This window comes from Terriglobales bacterium, assembly GCA_035567895.1.
Taxonomy (GTDB): domain Bacteria; phylum Acidobacteriota; class Terriglobia; order Terriglobales; family Acidobacteriaceae; genus Gp1-AA112.
Genome location: DATMPC010000083.1, coordinates 59,939 through 82,499 on the forward strand (window position 1 = coordinate 59,939; position 22,561 = coordinate 82,499).

At 53.3% G+C, this 22,561-nt stretch carries 11 protein-coding genes; 9 read left to right on the top strand and 2 right to left on the bottom strand.

The genetic code is table 11. The annotated features are described in order from the left end of the window. Positions 1 to 88: 88 nt before the first annotated feature. Complete coding sequence (locus VNX88_16720; GenBank protein HWY70314.1) at positions 89 to 694, bottom strand: hypothetical protein; 606 nt, start codon at positions 692 to 694, stop codon at positions 89 to 91. Between the two features lie 1,507 nt (positions 695 to 2,201). Between VNX88_16720 and VNX88_16725 the strand changes: the two genes are divergently transcribed. The 9 genes from VNX88_16725 to VNX88_16765 all read left to right on the top strand — a co-directional run bounded on the left by VNX88_16725 (position 2,202) and on the right by VNX88_16765 (position 20,935). Continuing rightward, complete coding sequence (locus VNX88_16725) at positions 2,202 to 3,974, top strand: hypothetical protein (GenBank protein HWY70315.1); 1,773 nt, start codon at positions 2,202 to 2,204, stop codon at positions 3,972 to 3,974. An 859-nt stretch (positions 3,975 to 4,833) separates the two neighbouring features. Next, entirely contained in the window at positions 4,834 to 5,520 is a 687-nt protein-coding gene (locus tag VNX88_16730) for an SOS response-associated peptidase (protein ID HWY70316.1), read from the top strand. Positions 5,521 to 5,825: 305 nt separating this feature from the next. Beyond that, on the top strand, positions 5,826 to 6,377 hold the full coding sequence (locus tag VNX88_16735; protein ID HWY70317.1) for a sigma-70 family RNA polymerase sigma factor: 552 nt from the start codon (positions 5,826 to 5,828) through the stop codon (positions 6,375 to 6,377). Then, positions 6,374 to 9,724 (top strand): CHAT domain-containing protein, encoded by a 3,351-nt coding sequence (locus VNX88_16740; protein HWY70318.1) that lies wholly within the window; start codon positions 6,374 to 6,376, stop codon positions 9,722 to 9,724. Before VNX88_16735 ends, VNX88_16740 begins: the two co-directional genes overlap by 4 nt. Beyond that, positions 9,721 to 10,962, top strand: coding sequence for a S41 family peptidase (locus VNX88_16745; protein HWY70319.1), 1,242 nt, complete (start codon positions 9,721 to 9,723; stop codon positions 10,960 to 10,962). The genes VNX88_16740 and VNX88_16745 overlap by 4 nt, the downstream gene beginning before the upstream one ends. A 19-nt stretch (positions 10,963 to 10,981) precedes the next feature. Beyond that, positions 10,982 to 11,416 carry a hypothetical protein gene (locus tag VNX88_16750; GenBank protein HWY70320.1) on the top strand — a complete coding sequence of 145 codons (435 nt, stop codon included), beginning with the start codon at positions 10,982 to 10,984 and terminating at the stop codon, positions 11,414 to 11,416. A 167-nt stretch (positions 11,417 to 11,583) separates the two neighbouring features. Then, positions 11,584 to 14,472, top strand: a complete 2,889-nt coding sequence (locus tag VNX88_16755; GenBank protein ID HWY70321.1) for an SNF2-related protein — start codon at positions 11,584 to 11,586, stop codon at positions 14,470 to 14,472. Between the two features lie 22 nt (positions 14,473 to 14,494). Next, positions 14,495 to 17,743: a DNA methyltransferase gene (locus tag VNX88_16760; GenBank protein HWY70322.1), complete on the top strand. Its 3,249-nt coding sequence runs from the start codon at positions 14,495 to 14,497 to the stop codon at positions 17,741 to 17,743. 9 nt (positions 17,744 to 17,752) lie between these two features. Then, positions 17,753 to 20,935: a DEAD/DEAH box helicase family protein gene (locus VNX88_16765; protein HWY70323.1), complete on the top strand. Its 3,183-nt coding sequence runs from the start codon at positions 17,753 to 17,755 to the stop codon at positions 20,933 to 20,935. A 27-nt stretch (positions 20,936 to 20,962) separates the two neighbouring features. On the opposite strand, the gene VNX88_16770 is transcribed toward VNX88_16765, so the two are convergent. Further along, positions 20,963 to 22,444 (bottom strand): DUF2779 domain-containing protein, encoded by a 1,482-nt coding sequence (locus tag VNX88_16770; GenBank protein HWY70324.1) that lies wholly within the window; start codon positions 22,442 to 22,444, stop codon positions 20,963 to 20,965. Positions 22,445 to 22,561: the final 117 nt, after the last annotated feature.

The following is a 22,561-nucleotide window of genomic DNA, read 5'->3' on the forward strand; positions in this document are numbered from 1 at the left end:
AAGCAAGCGGCGGGATAGACGACGCGGGTACATCTTTGCCTTCTTGAGCGCGAAAGCTTAACACTGATCCCCTTGGTTTTGCCCAACTTTATGCGCGAGCGATTGCCGACAGACAGCTCACCGCCGACGCCGCCAGCGCGATATTGCGAACCTTCAGCCAGCCAGGTTCCGAATCGGGCTGGTAAGGACTGAACCGGTGCTTCGCGACGATACCTTCGAGGTCGTGCTCACAGGCGAGCTTGAAGAATTCCTCACCCTCACGTTCGACATGGCCGGAATACAGGAGCCAAGTGCCGCGCTTCGGAGTGATGGCTCGAAGACGTGCCTTGCGCTCGATCAGCGGAGAATAGCGCAAGTCATCACCGTCACACCACAACAGGTCAAACGCCTGGAACCGAGCCTCACCGCGCCGAAATAGCAGCTCTTCAAATTGAGATTTGCCATCGGAGTTGAGGCTAACGATTTCGCCGTCCAAGACAGCAGCGCCAACCCGGAGTTCATCCGGCAGACAAGAGGCCAGAGAAGGGAAAGACTTGAAGACGTTCCCATTGCGGGAAACTAACCGGCAGACGCCGTCTTCGACATAGGCCAACGCACGAAAGCCATCCCACTTGATCTCGTAAACCCAATCCGAGTGGGAGAACGGCGCCCGCGCTCGCCCGAGCGGCATCGGCTGGAATTTCGGCAGAGACACTGCTATCAGTATACCGATGGGGAGCCTGCATATCGCAATCTCACTCAAACGTGATGGCGAGAAAGAGAATGGTCGCTGAACCGGCCCATTCATCCGAGACGTCATGCTCGAATGTGTCTGGGTAATCCCGTTCCAAATTGAGAACATAGCAAAAGAATGGCCAATTCATCCGATGTAAGTTCGCATATAGTAGTGCTTATTAATGCTGGTGAATGAGCGAACCATGTTCGCGCGATGACAAATTTTCTGCCAAAAGACACCCCGCCATTAACAACCCGACCGATTCTGCAGTGTCTTCACCGATTGCCTAATAGGATCCAAGTCCTTCACGCCATTTCCCGCATCACGACTGCTTACCTCAGTGACCCTGAACCTTGGGTGGTTGGCTACAGCGGAGGCAAGGATTCAACAGCAGTCGTGAAGTTGATTTTTCAAAGCCTCCTTCGCCTCAAGCATGCGCGCAAGCCGGTGACTGTCATCTACTGCGATACTGGAGTCGAAATTCCCCTGGCGTCAGCCTTGGCGCGAAAGGCGCTCAGTGAGCTTGAAAGCGAAGCGGCAAGTTTGGCTGTTCCGATTTCAGTCAGAATTCTCTCCCCGCCAATGAACGAGAGATTTTTCGTGAAAGTCTTAGGGAGAGGATATCCCCCACCTACAGATAAATTCCGCTGGTGCACGGATCGATTGCGGATCGATCCAGTCACTAGATTCTTGGAGTCTGCGAATACGCAGTCAGCAACCGTTGTCTTGGGCGTACGGGAATCTGAGAGTGCGGCCAGATCTTTGACGCTAAGCGAAAATCGAACTCAGGATCGATTCTGGAGAATACAGCGCGACCATAGCAAACGGCGGCTCTTCATGCCGATATTGGACTATTCAGTTCTGGACGTCTGGCAGGTGAACTTAATGCTGAAACTTCCGCGGGCGCTACACGCAGAGGAGGTGGCAGATTTGTACGCGAGTGCCTCGGGCGAATGTCCCACGATCCGTGACGTGAAGGGAGCACCATGCGGCAAAGCGAGGTTCGGATGTTGGACCTGCACTGTTGCTAAGAACGGCACCACCCTAAGAAATCTAATCGACAGCGGCCACACTAACTTGAAGCCATTGCTGGAATTTCGTTTATGGCTTGAGCGACATCGAAGCGACCCTCGTTTCCGACGAAGTAAGCGGAGAAATGGGGCCCTTGGACCCGGGCCAATGACTTTGCCTTGGAGGAGGTTGGCCCTTAAGAAGTTATTAAAAACCCAACAACAGTCCGGACTACAGCTTGTTAGCAACGAGGAGCTGACCGAGATACAGAAAGAATGGTGCGCACACGACGCTTAACGACCTCCACAAGTGGAGAAAAAAAGCACCCTTCGTAATAGCTGGTTTATGCGTCCTTCCCTGGATTGTGCATAGGTTCGAGAGTGTCGGCGCAACCCTCGCGATCCTCGGCCTGGCCGTCGCCATTGCCTCCTTCTACGTGCTCCTTAAATTCCGTGAGCCACGCTGGAAGCTCGAAATGGACAACTATGTGGGGGCCCAAATTCGAGAAAGGTTGATCGCCCTCGTGCCAGAAGACCTCAACATCACGCCAGCTGAGCGGGAGCAACTAGCAAGCTCGGAAATCTACAGAGAACTAACAGGCGTTTTTTGGGAGGCCGTCGATCAGAATGCCGTTCTTCGCGCCCACAAGGAGCACTTCTACTCAAACGGAATCGAGTATTCGACAGCGATTGATATATTCCTGCTTTGTCTGTTTTTTTGTATGTGTTATGCGATCGCGTGGCTCGTCATCCGAGACACATTTCTCCTCTACACTGCCGGATGCTTGATTTCAATCGCGCTCATCGCTAGATGGATAGCAATTCCCAAGGCCAGGCGGCGGCACTTGTCCTTGTCTGCCGAACAACTTGAGCTGCTAAAAAGGGAAATGGGTGTCTTCGTAGCAGATCGCTTTCGTCAAATTGTTCTAGGTTGGCGTGTACGGGGGCGTCCTGGTGATCGTGTTTCTTCTGGTACTCCGAAAACTTTGGCATTCTGGAAGGAAGCGCGTGTCGGGCTTCCCTTGCTCACCTTGGTCGCCCTAGCCCTCATTGCCGGGCAAAAGCTTGGCTTGGGTCTTGGAGCTAACCGCTCGCCGGAGGTCAAGTCTGGCTATGTCACGGCGGGAAAGCACCACAAATTCGTAGCTGTGGTTTTTGTTCACGGGGTGTTCGGCACAAAGGAGGATACATGGCTCAGCCGTGGTCATGGTGGCAATTTCCCCGAACTCCTTGCCACAGACCCAGAGCTAAAAGACAATGTGGATGTCTTCACATTTGAGTACTTTACTCCCAAATCCGGCGCCGCTCCTTCAATCGTAGACCTCGCCAATCAGCTCCGCGGAGAGCTCGATGACCATCACGTTTTCGAAGACCACGAGAAAGTCGCGTTCCTTGCACACAGCATGGGTGGAATTGTTGTTCGCCAATTCTTGCTTAACCATCAAGACCGAATTGGCAAGGTCCCAATGGTCTTTTTCTATGCAACTCCTACAAACGGTTCCGATCTGGCATCGCTTGCGAAACTCGCATCCTCCAACCCCCAACTGCGTGGTATGGTTCCGCTCGAAGGCAACGATTTCCTCCAATCGATCCAAAGTGGCTGGCTTGCTTCGGACCAAGCCAAATCCATTGCCTCTCACTGCGCTGTAGAAACTCTTCCGATATTCGGAATTATGATTGTTTCTCGTTCGAGTGCCACCGCACTGTGCAATCGAGAGATTGATCCCTTTTCAGCAGACCATATTGATATCGTCAAACCGACCGACCGTGAGGATCCTCGCTACACTCGTTTCGCTACTGCCTTGAGTAAAGAAGTTCTCAACACTTCTTCAGCCCGTACATCCCACCCAGCCATAAAGATTCTTCACGCGAATAAAGACTTACAGGGAAGACTAATTAATACGAGTGGCCGGTCAGACGTGTTGAATGGTCTTGTAATACCAGCTTTTCAACTTCAAGCCGATCAGTTAGTGAGAATACTCAGTGTGCGACTGTACTTGTCTGAAGGTGATGCTCGCTGGAATGGCCCATGGGAGCCCACACGGAGTGATGAAGAACAATTCCCAATTGAATTTTTTTGGGCAGCTCGTATGGAGATAAGTCCACACGAGACCTGGAATACTCCAGAATTTATAGTCCAACGAAATCGAGGGAAACCCTTCAGTCGTAAACTTTCAGCACGGATTAAAGTGTTTTATGGCGCCGATAAACCGGCAGTTGCGGATTTCACACTGCACAATAATTCCTGATACGGGCGCCCAGAGGAACGGCGATGATCCAGGGGACGAGAAGTGCGCTCATATAGCTGGAAGCAACAGCAAGTTCAACGGCAGATTGCATGAGAACCTAGCCGCCTTACGTGTTCATTCTCGCAATGATCATCTCCGCCAGTCTGAGGCTGTCACTGATTTTTGCGTGTACTACTGGCGAGTTCTTGATTTCATCACGATTCAAGCGAATTGCTGCAATGACAGCAGCCGCGATCAGTTTCGCATTCTCAGTCCTGGCCGACTGCCGCGCTCGTTTGAAGCATTCTGGCGACGGCGCTGGCGATCCGTTGAACAACGCTTCTGGCGGATAGAGCCAGGATGTCCAGCAGCATGAGCATGTCACTAACAGCCGACAAGTCGGTCGAGGTTCAGGCTCTTGCATGTGCGCCTGCGGATCTTCTGCTCGTGCTGTCACGATGCAGCGGCATTCGTTGCACTGAACGACCCAGGCTCGCGGCTTTGACATCCTGAAAACATAATAGGCGAATATATGGCGAATCATCAAATGAGGACGTTCAAATTGGTGAACAGGGCAAGAGAATCGCCGCTGAACGCATTGTCGGTCGGCCATTCTGCTTGCATTTCCAAAACGGGATTTAAAATGTCTCACCTATGAGAGAACCAATTCTTGACGCGATCGATGCAGAGATAAGGCGACTTACGGCAGCCCGAGACATTTTGCTTGGTAGTACTCGCAGCATTCAAATTGGAAATACCGGAAACGTGAGGAGGCGAAGGCCAATGTCTGCCGAAACCAAACGCAAGATTGCCGCAGCAATGGCAAAGCGTTGGAAAGAGCGCAGAAAGGCGGCTTAGGACTTGTGAGTACAATGCTCCCATGTGCGGACGTTACAGACTCACGCGTGCTGATAGACTCGCCGAGAAATTTGATGCGGAGCTTGCCGAGGAACTGACGCCCCGCTACAACATCGCTCCGACTCAGCCCGTTCCGGTCGTGCGAGCTAACGGCTCTCGACGCATGATCGTCTCGATGCGCTGGGGCTTGATCCCGAATTGGGCAAAAGACGCGTCGATGTCCCAAATCAATGCGCGTAGCGAGACACTACTTGAGAAGCCTGCGTTCAAAGAAAACTTTGAGCGGCGACGATGCCTTATTCCGGCAAACGGGTTCTACGAATGGAAACGCAGCGGCAAGTCAAAACAGCCTTTCCATTTCGGGATGAAAGATGACTCGATTTTTGCATTCGCCGGCATATGGGATCGCTGGAAAGCCTCACAGGGACAGGTCATCGAATCCTGCGCCATTCTGACCACCGGACCGAACGATCTCCTCAGAGATGTACATGACCGGATGCCGGTGATCCTGAAGGTTGAGAAATATCAGGAATGGCTTGAAGCTCCGGCTTCGGCTTGCGGACGTTTAAACCACTTTTTGCAGCCGTTCGACGCAGCCATGATGAAACGATTTGCTGTTAGTTCGGCTGTGAACGATCCCGAGAATGACACATCGGAATGCACACAAGAAGTGCCTGAATTCACATCGACGCAGGCCACACTGTTCTAAAGCGCTGCGCTTAGAGCATTTCTCCCATTACGCTTTTTGCGTTACGCTAACTGGCGTAATCAGGGCCGCTTCCGGGACTAGCACAACTTGGCCCCAATCGCCTAAACTTCTTCAGTCATATAGAGCCATTCCTGCATCAAAGCTTCCACCACTGGCCAGAGTTCCCGGATTAGCCCTCAAGATTTCTGCTTGAGTTTTCTGCAGAATAGGACCTCTTAAAGGTACAGGGAGTCTGGCGCCCTGTCGTGTGAAAGAGTTGCCGTTTCACGCCAAAATGGGAGATTCGGCGATCTGGGACGATTGCGATGGCGGGAGAGTCTAAATCAGGGAAACGGTTTCAAGTCAGCCCTATCGATCGATTTGGCAGAGCGATTGACCCTGTTGTCCTGGATGCGGCAGTCCAAATTGGGCCACGAGCAATGGCCCATGCGGAGAAGCTCTTAGCCGATCCTGCAATAGCTGCCAATCTGCTCGAAGAATGCGCAGCGGCGGTTTCCCGAGTCTTGCAGAAACCCCGCCCTGATACAGATCATCCGATTCGCGATCTCCAGGCATATCTCTTTAGGGCATTCCTTCGACGCGTCAATAGGACCAAGCGCCGCATGCCATCGCTAGCAAACCCAACCAATACTTCAGAGGCTGATTTCGGCGCAGCACAGAACTTCGAGGAGAAGATCCTCGTTGATGAACTGTTGACTCGCTGCGATCCGGTCACGCGCGATATGTTTATTCGTCGCAACCAAGGATTTTCGTGGAAAGAAATTGGGGAAATTTATTCAATTTCGGCGCACGCTGCAGAATCGAGATTTAGCCAAGCTCTGCAGCGTGTGCGAAGGAAACTTGGGCTCGGTTCATGAGAGCACGTCTCAATAACGACGAGCTTCTGCGATTCGCAGACTCTTATTTGCGGGAAGCGTTTCCAAATCCGGACCGCACCGGCTGTCCTGCAGATGGGCAATTGCGCGACTTGGCGGCAAAGCCGAGTGCAACAAAAGCAGTCCTCACCGAGCACATTTCTTGCTGTTCACCGTGCTATCAACGTTATGCAGAATTGCTTCAGGCGCAGAAAGCCGTCGCGTCTGCCCGCCAGCTCCGGGCAAGTAGCTGGCGTATTTGGCGAACCAGGTTCGTTTGGGCGAGCGCTACTGTCCTTGCGTTGCTCGCGATCGTTGCAATTCTGATATTCACGCGACCAACATCAAAACCAATTTCATATTCAGCCTTTACGCTGAATTTGCAAGATTTGTCGCCGTCACGTGGAGGCGGGCCGGAATCGGGCATTCGCGAAAGCCAAGTTCCACAGGCGCCTCTGGATGCAAGCATTCAGCTTCCCGTGGGTAGCGAGGAGGGAGCCTATCAAGTCTCGCTTCGTTCGGGTCCGAACGTCCTCTGGTCGAAAGTTGTACACGCACGCTTGCGAAACAATGTACTTACGCTCCAAACCCAAATCGATCTGCGTCCTTTTTCGCTCGGCAAATATGAAATTACAGTCGAGTCGGCGAATGGACTGCGATTTGTGCAACCCATTCAGCTAATCAGATCGAATCAGCCCGTTTCGCATTCTGGCTGGCGAGACAGGCTGATGGCTTCCGTTGCATCTCGGCTAATTTCGATTCGTTTGCCACGCGCGTCGCGCAAGCAGTCGGTCTCTCCCGGCTTCGCTAATCAAGATACCGGGCAACTCCTGACTGAAGCAGACCGCCTAGCCTGGTTGGGAAATTGGCCGGCAGCATCTCCTCTGTATGCCAGAGCAGAACTGCTAGCAAGTCAGAGTGGCGATCCCAACGCGACTGCACACGCGAAAATCGGTAGGATTCGCAGTCAAGCCGAGAGTATGCCCTTCGCTCAAGTCTCCGAAATGTTGGCGACCGAATTGGAGAATCCGATTGTTCAAAACGATCCCAAGTTGCGCCTGTTTGGCCTCACTGCGAAAGGATACACAGATTTGGATGTGAACTTGGCCTCTTGCCGTGCGGCATGGGAACAAGCGCTTCAGACTGCCAGCGAGCTAGGAGATCGAAATTGGGAAGCGCGCGCATCAGGTGAACTCGGCATCGTGACCTTCCTCGAGGGCGACAGGACGAAAGCGGAAAGGTTAGTTGGAAGCGCACTCATGTCAGCGATCAAGAACGGCGATGTAGCCGCACAAGTCCGCTTTCTATCGATGATCGGAAACGGCTTGGCGGATATCAAGCGGTATGACGAGGCGTTGGAGTTTTTTTCACGAGCCCTTCGGCTCGCGGACACCACCAAAGATATTGGATTTCCATTCATGGCTTACGAAGGACAAGCCCAGTCCCTCACCGCACTTGGCAAACCAGACGCAGCACGACAGTTTCTGCTGAAGGCATTTGATGAAGCAAAGAGACTAGACAAGCGCGGACACCAAGCTCAAATTTTAATCCTGCTTGGAGAACTGGCGCTCTCCGAAAACAAGGTCTCAGAGGGCGAGAAATATTTGCAGGATGCTGGTGAGTTGAGCAGCACTAGCCAGTTTCGCCGGATGGAGAGCGAGGCAATGTACCAACTAGCGAGCGTTTCGCGTAATCAGGGAAAACTTAAAGAGACCGAGAATTACCTGAGCAGAAGCATTGACGCAAGCCGCGCGGTGGGGGATAGGTACTACCTCCCGCGAGACCTTTCGAGCCTGGCAGAGATCAAGGTTCTGGAAGGCAAAGCACAAGAGGCAGACGCGCTGTGGGAAGAAGCAACAGACGTTCTGGAAGGCATGTTGGTGAATGCTCCTAGTGCAAATGCGAGAAGCACCATGGTTGCCGCATCAAGCGATATCTATCTCCGCCACTTCGCACTTGCTGTGAAAACAAATGATGTTGCGAAGGCATTTCGGATTGTGGAGCGCGCCCGCGGGCGCGCAGTTGCGGATCTGTTATGGGGCCGTCCCACGCATAAACGAGAGGTCGCAATCGACACAGCCTCGGAACGGAAGATCAATACCCTGCAGATTCAATTGATTCGCGCGCAATCGCGAGCACAGCGAGAAAAGCTGCTTTCAGACTTGTTCGAGGCTGAAGAGTGGAGATCTGCGGCGGTCAGCGAAAGTGTGCGCCGGTACACGGTACGGGAACCCGTATCGATCCGAGCACTTCAGCGAATCCTCTCACCAAGCGAGTTGGTTCTCCAGTACGTACTGTCTGACCCGGATTCCTACTGCATTGCCATAAATCGCAGTGGTGCACATCTTGTCCGTCTTGGCTCTAGCCGTGGCCGCATTGAACTGCTGGCGCATGAATATCTGGACAAAGTGAGAGCGAAGCAAGGTTCCGAACAAGATGCTCGTCGGCTCTACTCGATCCTACTGGCTCCGATCACTAGTTTGCGAGGCGCAACGCGAATCGTCGTTGTCCCTGATGGCGTTCTGCACCTGCTGCCTTTCGATGCTTTACAAAGTGGCGATGGCAAGTATGTGTTGGATTCAGCAGTTATTTCTTATGCGCCATCGTCTACGGTTCTTCAGTTGTTGCGGTCACGCCAACGATCAAGACCGCCACTCCCATTTCTCGGTGTTGGCGACGTGGCTTACGATTCCGAATTGGGAAGAGAGACGAATGCTTCGTCCGAGACCCGTGGCGTATATGACCTTGCGGGTGCTCACTTCGGACTCCTCCCAGGCAGCAGAGGAGAGATTATCAATGCTGAAGAGATCTTTGGTCCCGGTAGCATTGTCTTGCTTGGGAGCGGCGCGACAGAGACAGCTTTCAAGCGAGAACCCTTATCCAGATTCCGAGTGGTGCACTTGGCTGTACATGGCATTGCCAGCGCGAAATATCCAGAACGAGCAGCTCTGGTCCTCGGTCGCGAGAAAAACTCGCAAGAGGACGGGCTGCTTCAAGCACGTGAAATCGCGGACCTCACTTTGAATGCTGATCTTGTTACTCTTTCCGCATGTGATACAGGTGTTGGCCAACTGCAAGGTGAAGAGGGCATTGCAAGTCTGCAGCGGGCTTTCCTAGTGGCGGGAGCAAAGGCGACCATTTCAACTCTGTGGACCGCGGATGACACGTTCTCCGCTGCTCTTATAAAGCAGTTCTACAAGAATTTAGCTTCTGGTATGGACGAAGGCTCGGCTCTCAGGCAAGCCAAGTTGGAGCTGAAGCAGAAATTTGGGCCGCAAGCTCCTCCATTTTATTGGGCTGGTTTCGTTTTGGACGGAGACTCCACATCGCGCATCTTGTCACAGCAATGATTGATTTGGATCTGACAGAACGTAAGCGCATCCTCGGCAAAGTCTCACACTTGGTCGAGACAAAGCACTTCAATCCGTCATTGAACGGAACCAATTGGAAGTCGCTGCTGGCGGAGCGGTCTGACCGGATTCTGTCAGCAATTGGAGCTGATCAATTCGAAAAAGAGATTCAATCCCTTCTCGGCGAATTGCACACAAGCCATACAGGCTTTTTTCACAAGAGCGGCCGAACAGTGCCGGCAAGACATGCCATAAACGCGACCTTCAAAGCATGTCAGGTCGATGGCATCGCTCATTGGGTGTTTCAAGATGTACATGAAGGCGGGACGGCCAGCCTCTTGGGAATCGAGCCAGGCGATGTGCTGGTCAAAATAAATGGGGAACCTATTGCGCCTCCAGTTCAGCCAGTCTTCAAGATGGCCACGCAGACTGAATTCACAATTCGAAAACGCGACGGGAAGGTCTTCTCTGCGCCGGCAATCACGCCGAAGCCGATCTCGGGCAAGCGCCCCATTGCTGAGCCGAAGGCGCTCTCCGTTTCGAGACTGAGCGATGATATCGGATATATCAAGATCAGAATCTTTCCGGGCGCAGTGGGAATCGATCTGGCAGCGGACATCGATCGAGCGGTGGTCGAAATCAGCGACTGCAACCGGCTCATCCTTGAGCTCCGCGGCAATACTGGCGGGGGCATCGGCGGCATGCGTATGATGAGCTATTTAACGCAACAGAAGATTCCCATTGGATACAGCTTGACTCGGCAACGAGCAGAGCGCGGATTCCAAAGAGAAGGGCTGACCCGTTTCTGTCGGATACCTCGTCGGAAAATCGCCCTTGCATGGCTAATCATTAGATATGCAAGCGCAATAGTCGATCAGTCCATTTGTCTCATGACTGAGGGTATGCCGCCTCAGAAATTTCACGGCCGGGTCGTCATTCTGGTCAACGAGCACAGCGCAAGCGCAGCCGAGATGCTCGCCGCCTTCGCACAGGAAAACCGGCTCGCGACAATCGTCGGGGCAAGGACAGCCGGCAGACTTTTAAGCGGCCGAGCATTCCATCTCGGGAACGGCTACGTGCTTGGTTTGCCAGTTGCGGCCTATTTCACTTGGAACGGAGCACTACTGGAAGGAACGGGTCTCAAGCCAGACGTGGAAATTGAAATGACTTGTGAAGCGCTTCAGACCGGATCAGACGTCCAACTGGATAGGGCGATCGAAGAAGTCAAACGGCTCTGAGTCTCCCTGGAGAAACACAATGCCAAACAAACGGTTCTTGAAGAGTTTTGTCCTTCTGGTTCTTGCTGGCCTCTGCGCGACCGGCTGCAATTCAAAGCCAAACGTTTCCGGAGTCTGGAAAGGTACAGTTCAGGCGAGCGAAAAAGGCGGGAAGAACAACTGGCAAGGTCCTGCCGAATTGACGTTGAACCAAAACGGCGAGGCGCTGTCTGGCACGCTGTCGTTTAATTATCCCCAGGCTGGGCGTATTCAAGTCCCGATCACCTCGGGCATCGTCTCAAAGGACGCGGTCACATTCTCCGGCCAACAGCAGCTCCCGCTAGGCGGCTCTGCCGAGCTTACTTTCCACGGCACAGTGAAAGGCGCGTCATTAAACGGAACAATGGATCTGACTTCAAGAGGACTGTTTGGCACCGTAACAAACACCGGCCCACTCACACTGTCAAAACAATAGCCCGGAAAACACTAGTTTCTAGCATTTACGTTTCTCCCATTTTGGCGCTGTTGTACGCCCTTCTCAGTGAAATTGCTGACTGGAAATCGCGCTAAATTGTTGTAAAATCAAGGGGATTTTCGTCATTACAAATTCTGCTTTCAGCACGCCCGGTATCCGCCTCGGCCATGAGTACCGCCTACCACGCAAAGTATTTTGCGTATGAACTGACAAAACGGTGCGCCTCGGACAGCATGGAAAAGCTTGCTGCTTCTCTTGCTGATGCCCAGGTTGACCTCAACCCTCATCAGGTTGAAGCTGCGCTATTCGCTTTTCGCTCGCCGCTGTCGAAAGGAGCGATCCTCGCTGACGAAGTCGGCCTCGGCAAAACCATTGAAGCCGGCATTCTGTTATCGCAGAGATGGGCAGAGCGGAAAAGAAAAATTCTGGTCATTGTCCCGGCGAGCCTGCGCAAACAGTGGCATCAGGAGCTGTCGGACAAATTCTTCCTTCCTTCTGTGATTTTGGAAACGAAGACCTTCAACGAACAGATTCGACAAGGAAACCTGAATCCGTTTGACCGCTCCGAAATTGTCATCTGTTCATACCAGTTTGCGCGCGCAAAAGAGCCGTACATCCGCCAGGTCGCATGGAACCTCGCGGTCATTGATGAGGCTCATCGGCTCCGGAATGTTTACAAGCCCTCAAACAAGATCGGGAATGCCATCAAGGCGGCTCTCGCGCCGCACGACAAATTGCTTCTTACGGCTACGCCGCTCCAGAATTCGCTTCTTGAACTTTTTGGCCTGGTCAGCATCGTTGATGAGCACATCTTCGGCGACATCAAGAGTTTTCGCAGTCAGTTCTCACGTTTGGATACCGAGTCTGATTTCCAGTCGCTCCGCGAGCGTCTGAAACCGATCTGTCAGCGGACGCTGCGCCGCCAGGTGCTCGAATACATACCCTTCACCAATCGCATCGCCTTGGTGGAAGAGTTCATCCCGAGCGATGCCGAGCAAAAGCTCTACAACGTGGTTTCCGACTATTTGCAACGACAACGCCTTTACGCTCTTCCGGCGAGTCAGCGTCAACTCATGACTCTCATCCTCAGGCGGCTCTTGGCTTCATCCACGTTTGCAATTGCGGGAACCCTGGAAGGATTGGCAAACAAGCTCGAAAAGGCGACCAAGGCCTACGCACCCGTCGTGGAGGCACCGGAAGAGGTTGCTCAGACCTTCGAGAGCTTCGAGGAAATGGAAGACGAATGGGAGGCGGACGAGGAAGAGAAGGAACAGGACAAGAAAGCTGAGGAGCGAAGATTCACGCCGGAAGAAATAGAACAAATGACAGCGGAGATTCAGTCACTCCGGCTGTTCACCGAGTTGGCAAATTCGATAGTCAAGAACTCGAAGGGAGAAAGGCTCCAGACGGCGCTGAAGCGAGGACTCGCTGAAGCCAAGAAGAAGGGCGGCGCTGAAAAGGCGATCATCTTCACCGAGTCCACACGGACTCAAGAATACGTCCGCTCCATTCTTGAATCCATCCCGCAGTACAAAGGCAAAGTCGTACTATTTAACGGCTCCAACAATGATCCGAAGTCGAAAGAGATTTATCAAAACTGGCTGAAAAAGCACGAGGGCACGGACCGAATCACAGGATCGAAAACCGCCGATATGCGGGCTGCCCTTGTCGATTACTTCCGTGACGAAGCGATCATCATGGTCGCAACCGAAGCAGCCGCCGAAGGTATCAACCTACAATTCTGTTCGTTGGTCATCAATTACGACCTGCCGTGGAATCCGCAGCGCATCGAACAGCGAATCGGTCGCTGTCACCGCTATGGGCAGAAGCACGACGTTGTCGTGGTGAATTTTCTCAACAAGAAGAACGCTGCCGATCAGCGCGTTTACCAACTCCTGGACGAAAAGTTCAAACTCTTCAGCGGCGTCTTTGGCGCGAGCGACGAAGTGTTGGGCAGCATCGAGTCGGGAATCGATTTCGAAAAGCGCATCGCTGACATTTACCAGAAATGCCGCACCGAAGAGCAAATTCAGTTCAACTTCGATCAGCTTCAACAGGAGTTGGAGCAGCAGATTGATGAGCGAATCAAGCAGACACGTCAAAAGCTGCTGGAAAACTTCGACGAAGAAGTCCACGAAAAGCTGCGGGTGAATCTGCGGGAGAGCAGCGAAGTCCTCAACAAATACGATAACTGGCTATGGCAACTAACGCGGTTCTATCTCCAGCCATACGCCAAATTCGAGGACGGCCAAAACGGATTCATGCTCATTAACAATCCGTTCCCCGATGCCCAGATTCATCCTGGACCGTATCGCAGCGGCAAGAACATCGAGGACGCGAACCTCTATCGCATGGGCCATCCGCTCGCCCAAAAGATTATCGAACAATGCAAAGCATCGACGCCTGATTCGCAGGCGCTGGTATTCGACTACCGCCATTCGGGTAAGAAGATTTCGATTATCGAGCCTCTAGTCGGCAAGAGCGGCTTCGTGCGCGTAGTCTGCCAGAGTGTGACAGCTCTCGAAACCGAAGACTTCGTTCTTCTGAGTGGGATTTGCGATGACGGCACCCCGGTCGATGCGGAACAATGCCGGCGGTTCTTTTCGCTCGATGCTTCACAGGGCTCCGCAGCTTGCAGCTATGTTCCCGAAACGCTTGAGTCTCAGTTGGACGAGGGATTGCAGCGGCAGCAGAAAGAGGTCCTGGCAAAGTTCACAGCGCGCAATGCGAAGTTTTTCGAGACGGAACTAGACAAGCTCGAACGCTGGGCAGACGACATGGTGATGTCTGTCGAAAAGGAGCTTGCCGATACAAAAGGGCAGATCAAAGCTGCCAACAGGCAGGCGCAAATGGCCACCACTCTGCAGGAACAGCACTCGTGGCAAGAAAGAATTCGGGAACTCGAAAAGCAAATGCGTCGGCAGCGTCAACGGATTTTCGACGTTGAAGACGAGATCACGGCAAGACGCGACGGTCTAATTGCAGGCCTGGAGAAGCGTTTGAGCCAGCGCACGACGGTTGAGCCGTTATTCACAGTGCGGTTTGTAGTTGCATGAGCGGGACGATGGACCGGGGCTGATGGCTGAAAATTACCTAGACAAATTCAAGAGACTTCTTGCCGAGCTTTTCATGTTCGATCAAGCCGACCTCGATTTCGGCATTTATCGAATCATGAACGCGAAGCGCGACGAAATCACGCGCTTTCTTGACAATGATCTGCTTCCGCAGGTTCGGTCGGCAATCGGCGAATTAGAGCAGGCCGACCGTGCTGCTCTTCAGACGGACCTTGCAAAGGCAATTGAACAGGCCAAGGGCGTGGGGGTTGATCCGGAGAGCGCGCCCCGCGTAAGGGAGCTTCGTCAGGCGATCGCCAAAACGGCCGATATCGAGGCACTGGAAGCTGAGGTGTTTTCGGACCTTTACAACTTCTTCCGCCGGTACTACGACGACGGTGATTTTCTCTCCTTGCGGCGCTACAAAGAGGGCGTGTACGCGATCCCGTACCAAGGCGAGGAGCTTAAGTTTCATTGGGCGAACTACGACCAGTACTACATCAAGACCGCTGAGTATTTCCGCGATTACACCTTCACCGTAGGAAATGGCCGACGTGTACATTTTCGGCTCGCCGACGCGGACAGCGAGCAAGACAACAACCGGACACCGAACGGACGCGAGCGGCGCTTCATTCTGCGCGAGGCCGATCCGGTAGGCGAAGAAAATGGCGAGCTGGTGATTCGCTTTGAATATCGCCCCGATGGCGGGAAGCGCAAACAGACTGACCTGAATGCGCAAGCAACTCGGAGGATTTTCGAGGCGGAGGCTGCCCGCAATTGGCTCGCCGACATCGCCGCAAAAGCGCCTACTGACAAGAATCCAGATCGAACTGTCCTCGAAAAACGTTTGGCGGATTACACGGCGCGGAACACATTCGACTATTTCATCCACAAGGACTTGGCCGGATTCTTGCGGCGCGAGCTTGATTTCTACATAAAGAACGAGATCGTGCACCTTGACGACATCGAATCCGATGTTGCCCCACGCGTCGAGCAGTACTTGGCGAAGGTGAAGGCGATCCGACAGATCTCGCACAAGGTTATCGACTTCTTGGCCCAGATTGAGAACTTCGAGAAGAAGGTCTGGCTCAAAAAGAAGTTTGTCGTCGAGACGAACTACTGCATCACGCTGGATCGCATCCCCGAGGATCTGTACCCCGAAATTGCTGCCAGTGTGCCACAACGCGACGAGTGGGTCGCGTTGTTCGCCATCGACGAGATCAAAGGCGATTTGATTGTACCCGCTTACTCCGTGCCCCTGACGGTAGAGTTCCTCAAGGCGCACAATACGCTGGCAGTGGATACGCGTTTCTTTGATTCACAATTCAAAGACCGCCTGCTGGCGAGCATTCAGGAGTTGGATGAGCACATCGATGGCGTCTTAGTTCACAGCGACAATTTCCAGGCATTGCGTCTCATGGAGGCGCGTTATAGGCAGCAGGTAAAGTGCATCTATATTGATCCGCCCTACAACACAGACAGCAGCTCAATACCCTACAAGAATGATTATCGCCACTCGTCTTGGGCAACCATGATGAGAGATCGTCTCGCAGAGCTCCGAAGTACGATGACGCCGGATGCTGCGATCTTCGTCAGCATAGATAAGACAGAACGAACCGTACTTGAGCACGCGCTCGATGAGATCTTTGGGCACGGGAATCGTGTGGAAGAGTTAATTTGGGCCATGAATACGACAAACAGCCAGGCGCCAAATTACTCGACCAATCATGAGTACGTCGAGGTCTATGCGCGAGATCGCAGGATCGCCGAACAGGACCCGACCATGTTCCGTGAGCCTAAGCCAGGGTTTGAAGAGGTCATGGAGCTAGTGGCACGGCTGAATCCCCAATACCCGGCGATTAAGGAGATCGAAGGGGAAATCCAGAATCTTTACGAACGCCATCGGATCGAGTACCGCGAAGCTGTCGAAGCGCAGGGGCTTGAATGGGAGGATGAGAAGGGCAACGATCCATGGAGGGGCCTCTTCAACTACAGCAAAGCTGAGTATCGCGACGCGTCAGGTGCGTTTGCGTCCGAGGGCGAAGCAAAGGAGAGGACGGCGAAGATTTGGGTTTTCCAAGAGGGTGACGCTTCGATGCCGGCAACGAAACAGGCTGAGACCACCCGCGATCCGAACCACCCAAACTGGCGGTTTTATAAACCTCCGCACCCCGAGACAGGGAGGCCATGCCCACACCCCAAGAGTGGATGGAAGTTCGCATATGACGATGATGCTGATTCACCTGAGAAGCGGAGCTTTGTATCGCTCGATCGCGATCACCGAATTGCATGGGGCAAGGATGAGAATAAGGTACCTCGCATCAAGCGGATGCTCCACGAGGTTGAAACGAACATCGGAAAGAGCGTCTTCCAGGACTATTCGGACGGCGAGAAGCAGACGTCTGCCATGTTTGGTCGATCCGGTATTTTCCTCGCGCCGAAGCACGCGGATTTTGTATCGAGGTTCATCCTGCACTCGGCCAAGCCAAATAGCACGATTTTGGATTGCTTTGGTGGAACTGGCAGCACCGGTCATGCTGTAGTCAAACTAAATCGGGGTGATCGTGGCCACAGGAAATATGTTCTCGTTGAGGTGGGAAGCTATTTCGACACGATATTGAAACCACGTGTGCTCAAAGCCGCATATTCGAGCGATTGGAAAGCAGGTAAGCCGGTCGATCGTAAGGGTGTCAGCCATTGCGTGAAAGTGATTCGGCTCGAATCGTACGAAGATGCGTTGAACAACGTAGAGCTGCAACGCACGCAGACGCAAGCAGACTTGCTCGGACGCGCTGCTGGGCTGCGAGAAGACTACGTCTTGCGTTACATGCTCGATGTCGAGAGCAGCGGGAGCTCGTCACTCTTGAATACCGTTAGATTCGATGACCCCCTCAATTACACGCTCAGCATTGGCAACGGCAGTGTGGGCGAAACGCGCAAGAGGACTGTTGATCTCATCGAGACGTTCAATTGGCTCCTAGGACTTCGGGTAAAGCACATCGACACGATTCGTGGTTTTCGTGTCGTCGAGGGCACGATGGCAAGAGGTGAAAGAGCCTTGGTGATCTGGCGCAATACAGGTGAAAAGGCCAACAGCGATTTGGACGACTTCTTCCTCAAGCAGGGCTACAACACGCGCGACATGGAATTCGACGTGATTTACGTCAATGGCGACAACAATCTTGAGAATCTGAAACGGCCGGACGATACATGGAAGGTGCGCCTGATTGAAGAAGACTTCAAGAAGCTGATGTTCGACGTGCAGGACGTGTAGGAAAACGCGATGCCAACAGCCACGACAGCCCGCCCACGAGCTCGACGCGCCGCTCCTCCGCGTGTTCCGTTCGACAAGCGTCTTGTATTGCAACAATGGGTGCTGCATCTTTTCGAGGCTGACAGCCTCGCGAAGCTTGCTGAACCCCTCAAAGACCCAAGTCTCGAAGCATTCGACGAAGAGAACACCTCGCGCTACCACCACGTCCTTAAGACCCGGCTTTTCGAGCGGAAAGAGTTGTCAGCCGACGTTCTCCAGGGATATGACCACAACATCGTGCGGCACTGGCGCCGCATTACGACTGACCGGAACCGCGGTGGGACTGCCCTGTTTCCCAAGTACTTCCAATATCTGGCCCTGCTGTTTTCTGAGATCTATCTGGACCGCTATTTTCGTGATGTGGGTGCGCTGCTGACCAGCCTGAACACGTTTGTTGCGGATTTCAATACGGGGCTGCCGGAGACAGACCAAATCAGCGCCTTCGAAGGAGGTGACCTGAACAAACTAGCGTTTTGGCAGGCGACAGGCTCAGGCAAGACTCTCCAGATGCACGTCAACGTTTTGCAGTACCGCCATTATCTAGCGCTACATAGTCGTGAGCGTGAGCTTAACAGAATCATCCTGCTAACCCCGAATGAGGGTCTTTCCAAACAGCATCTGGACGAATTTGAGCTTTCCGGAGTCGAGGCGGAGTTATTTTCAAACGAAGGCCGCGGCCTTTTTGCAGGCAGATCGGTAGAGATCATCGACGTTCACAAGCTGAAAGAAGAAATGGGGAGCAAGACAGTTGCTGTTGACGCATTCGAGAGCAACAACCTTGTTCTTGTCGACGAAGGTCATCGCGGCGCATCAGCCGGCGAAGAGGGCGCTTGGATGAAGTTCCGGAATGCGCTGTCCGAGGACGGCTTTTCGTTCGAATACTCGGCCACTTTCGGCCAAGCCGTCAAGCGGCGCGAGGCGTTGGTCCAGGAATACGCGAAGTGCATCCTGTTCGATTATTCGTACAAGTATTTTTACCGCGATGGCTACGGCAAGGATTATCACATCCTCAATCTAGAAGAGACCTGGAACGAGGACCATTATCAGCTCTATCTAACTGCCTGCCTGCTCGTCTTTTATCAGCAACTTTGCCTCTTTCGGGAGAAGCAGGGCGAATTCCGCCAATACCTGCTTGAGCGCCCGTTGTGGGTCTTCGTCGGCAGCAGCGTGAACGCCGTTAGAACCGAGCGCGGCAGACAGGTCTCGGACGTGCTCGACATCTTGCTCTTCTTGGCGGAGTTCGTGGGCGAACGCACGCAGTCCATTCGCCGCATTGACCGCTTGCTGCGGGATCGCGGAGCATTGACTAACTCGAAGGGGCACGAGATCTTCGCCAATGCATTTGCATATCTCGTCAGCAAGGGGACTTTGCCGGGACAGGTGTTCCAGGACATTCTCGGCACCCTTTTCAATGCTCCTGCTCAAGCTGCGCTGCACGTCGAGCGACTGAAGGGGACCGAAGGCGAGATTGCGTTGCGGCTGGGTGACAACGAGCCTTTCGGCGTAATCAATGTTGGTGATGCTGCAACCCTGTCCGGCCTCTGCGAGGAACACGAGGAGCTAGTCGTCACGGAGCATGATTTCTCTGAATCGCTGTTCCAGGCGTTGGCCTCGCCAGATAGCAAGGTTAACGTACTGATCGGATCGAAGAAATTCAGCGAGGGATGGAACAGTTGGCGTGTGAGTACGATGGGCCTGATGAACGTTGGCCGGACTGAGGGCTCCGAGATCATTCAGCTATTCGGGCGGGGCGTTCGCCTGAAGGGCTATAACTACTCACTCAAACGAAGCCAAAAGGTCGAGGAGGAGCGGGGCGTTCGGGCACCTCGATTCATCCGATCATTGGAAACTTTGAACATCTTCGGCATCCGCGCTGATTACATGCGGCAGTTCAAGGAGTATCTGGAAGAAGAAGGGCTGCCGGACCAACAAGAACGCGAGGAATTCATTCTCCCTGTCGTCAGGTTCAAAGGCCTGGAGCAGTTGCAGCTAAGGATCATTCGGCTCAAGGAAGACATCGATTTTAAGAAAACAGGTCCCAAGCCAACACTCGAGCCGGTCGGTCATGACAAGATTTCCGTCATTCTGGACTGGTACCCCAAGATTCAATCCGCACGGAGCAAGGGTATTCGAGCCGCTGTCGATCCCGCCGAGAAGTACGAAGCAAAGTTAAGGAAGGACCATCTGGCTTTTCTTGATTGGGAAGCCGTTTACTTCGAACTGGAGCAGTACAAGAACGAAAGGGTCTGGCACAACTTGAATCTGCCACGCGAGGCCGTGCGTCAACTGCTGGAGACGCCGGACTGGTACAAGTTGCTGATCCCTCCGGAGGAACTGGAATTTACCGATTTCAAACGTGTGCGCCTGTGGCAAGAAATCGCCATTGCCTTGCTGAAGAAGTACTGCGACGGCTATTACAAATATCGCCGGAACGAATACGAGCTGCCTCATCTCGAATACCGAGAGCTAAAGGCGGACGACCCGAATTTCTTCGACGAATACCGCTTCTTGATCGCCAAATCGGAAGAGACTGTGATTGAGACCCTTAAGCAGATCAAGGAAGAGATCGGCCAGGGGAAGCTGCGAGATGTTGAGGTCGGAAACCTGCGCTGCATGACTTTCAACCGCCATCTATACGAGCCTCTCGTTCATATCCGTGGCGATTTGATCGATGTACGTCCCGTTGCGCTGAACGAAGGGGAACGCGATTTCGTGCTCGACTTGAAGCGGTTCCACACTGAAAACGGCGGATACTTCACTGGGAGAGAGCTGTATCTGCTGAGGAACCAGAGCCGTGGGCGGGGCATCGGATTTTTTGAAGCTGGCAATTTTTACCCTGATTTCATCCTCTGGCTGCTTATCCCGGGGCGGCAGTGTGTGAGTTTTGTTGATCCTCACGGCCTGCGTAATGCGGAAGGACCGAGTGACCCGAAGATACGCTTCTACCAGACGATCAAAGCCCTGGAACAGCGCCTTGGAGATCCGAATGTTGTCCTCAACTCGTTTGTGATATCGGTTACCCCATATAAGCAGGTGCGTTGGTGGGACTCCGGCATGACGGAGGACGAATTCGAAGTGCATCACATATTCTTCCGTGACCGTGAAAACCTGCGGCATATCAACGAGATCTTCAAAAGGATCGCGGCTGGATGACGACGGGATTGGGACTGCGGTTCAGGTTTAGGCAATACAGCGATCATGGAGGGCTTTGAGAAGTCGAACGAGGGCCAATGTGTCCTGTCCGCAGTAGGCGAGCAGTGCCTTTCGTTTGCTTTCGCGTTCAGGCTCACTGCAGTTTCCCACGATCATGGATTCCCAAGCCAGTCCAGCAGCCTGCCCATTTGCCACATCCATTCCGCTGTAGCTCATTTGAGGCACAAGAGCGGGAAGCACTGCTTTTAGAGAAAACGATCCACTAAATGCTGGGTGGTAAACATGACTGCGCACAACTGGGAGCAGATCCCATAAGCGGCGCTGAATACCGCGAATTTGCTCGGCGTATTGTGGAAGCCAGTTCGCAAGCTCCCAGAGCCGCTGAGATTCAAACTGCTGGTTATAGACAATGATGCTGCCAGCGTCGCCTAAAGCGACGCACAGAGAAGAGATAAAGTCCTTACGAGGATCTGTGGTGTCCATCGCCAAGAATTCAAAATGCTCCGGTGTCGCTCCTGGCTCTCTCTGCACATGCACGGACCATTGAAACGGAACATGATCGTAGGGGCGCATCCCGACAAAACGCGGAATTGCTGGATTTACCGTTTCGAAATCCATGAAGTAGAGCGGATAGCGAAGAGATGAGAACTCCTTCTTTAGCTCCTCCCCAAACCACGGCTGGGCCGTCTGCATAGCAGTGCAGACGCGTCGTTGAAATTCCGTTAAATCGAAATCAGCCGGTATGCCGTGAATAGAATCAACACCCATTTCTTGAAGCTGTTGAAGGGCACTGACACTCAAACGCGGTAGGTAGCCGATGTAATCAGCCGGTTTCGCAGGATTGCAATGACTGAAAAATTCGCAGACGAATGGTTCGAGACAATGCGGTCCAGGCGCGACATCCGGAGGGGCGGGCAAGGCGATGACATGAAATTGCGAGCGCAGGTCAGCCTCAATCGCGGATTGAAGTTCCTGAACTCTGCGGGTGAGGTTGTGGAAGAGGAAGAACTGGCGCGGATCAACGGTGTCTCCCGCCAGAACGTAGCCGCGGTTTATGTGCGCGAGCCACGTCGAACCGAGATTCACTCCCGAGTGAGAGACCACGTAACTTTGGATTCCCAAATCCTGTGCGTGATGTTCTTTAAAGTCTGTTGTGGACTTCACTTCGATGAGGCGCCAAACGTTTTCCTTACGTCGAAGGAGGATGTCCGTCTTAACGACGACATCTTGATACAGGAAAGCACCCTCAAAAATTGCAGGAACCTCGGGATTTGCGACTAGCTCTCTTGTGGTGCGGATTGCCCGGTCCAGGCCACTGGAACCTTCCACTTCTATACCATCGGGAAACAATCGGCGGGCGAGTAGGCCGACTTCGCGCCCCTGCTCCAGTATTGCGTACTCTGCATCATCCCCCTCGGCTGCCAGCTCCGGTTGGTGCAGTTGAAGATAAAGTCGCTTGAGGCACTGGCAGCCTGCGAGAAAGCGGGTCTTTGATAGTGTGACAGTCATGGATTCTTACGACTCGATTCGGCCTCGAAAATCAGCGATTGCAACTCTTTGAAGAGCGGACATCCTGACTGTACGGCGCCGAGGTTCGGCGCATCCCTCTCTGAAGGGCACGGTCAT

What these genes read in the sequence shown, in the direction of transcription:
- VNX88_16725 (HWY70315.1), top strand. Translation starts at nt 2,202, where the DNA reads ATGGACAACTATGTGGGGGCCCAAATTCGAGAAAGGTTGATCGCCCTC.
- VNX88_16730 (HWY70316.1), top strand. Translation starts at nt 4,834, where the DNA reads ATGTGCGGACGTTACAGACTCACGCGTGCTGATAGACTCGCCGAGAAA.
- VNX88_16735 (HWY70317.1), top strand. Translation starts at nt 5,826, where the DNA reads ATGGCGGGAGAGTCTAAATCAGGGAAACGGTTTCAAGTCAGCCCTATC.
- VNX88_16740 (HWY70318.1), top strand. Translation starts at nt 6,374, where the DNA reads ATGAGAGCACGTCTCAATAACGACGAGCTTCTGCGATTCGCAGACTCT.
- VNX88_16745 (HWY70319.1), top strand. Translation starts at nt 9,721, where the DNA reads ATGATTGATTTGGATCTGACAGAACGTAAGCGCATCCTCGGCAAAGTC.
- VNX88_16750 (HWY70320.1), top strand. Translation starts at nt 10,982, where the DNA reads ATGCCAAACAAACGGTTCTTGAAGAGTTTTGTCCTTCTGGTTCTTGCT.
- VNX88_16755 (HWY70321.1), top strand. Translation starts at nt 11,584, where the DNA reads ATGAGTACCGCCTACCACGCAAAGTATTTTGCGTATGAACTGACAAAA.
- VNX88_16760 (HWY70322.1), top strand. Translation starts at nt 14,495, where the DNA reads ATGGCTGAAAATTACCTAGACAAATTCAAGAGACTTCTTGCCGAGCTT.
- VNX88_16765 (HWY70323.1), top strand. Translation starts at nt 17,753, where the DNA reads ATGCCAACAGCCACGACAGCCCGCCCACGAGCTCGACGCGCCGCTCCT.
- VNX88_16770 (HWY70324.1), bottom strand. Translation starts at nt 22,444, where the DNA reads ATGACTGTCACACTATCAAAGACCCGCTTTCTCGCAGGCTGCCAGTGC.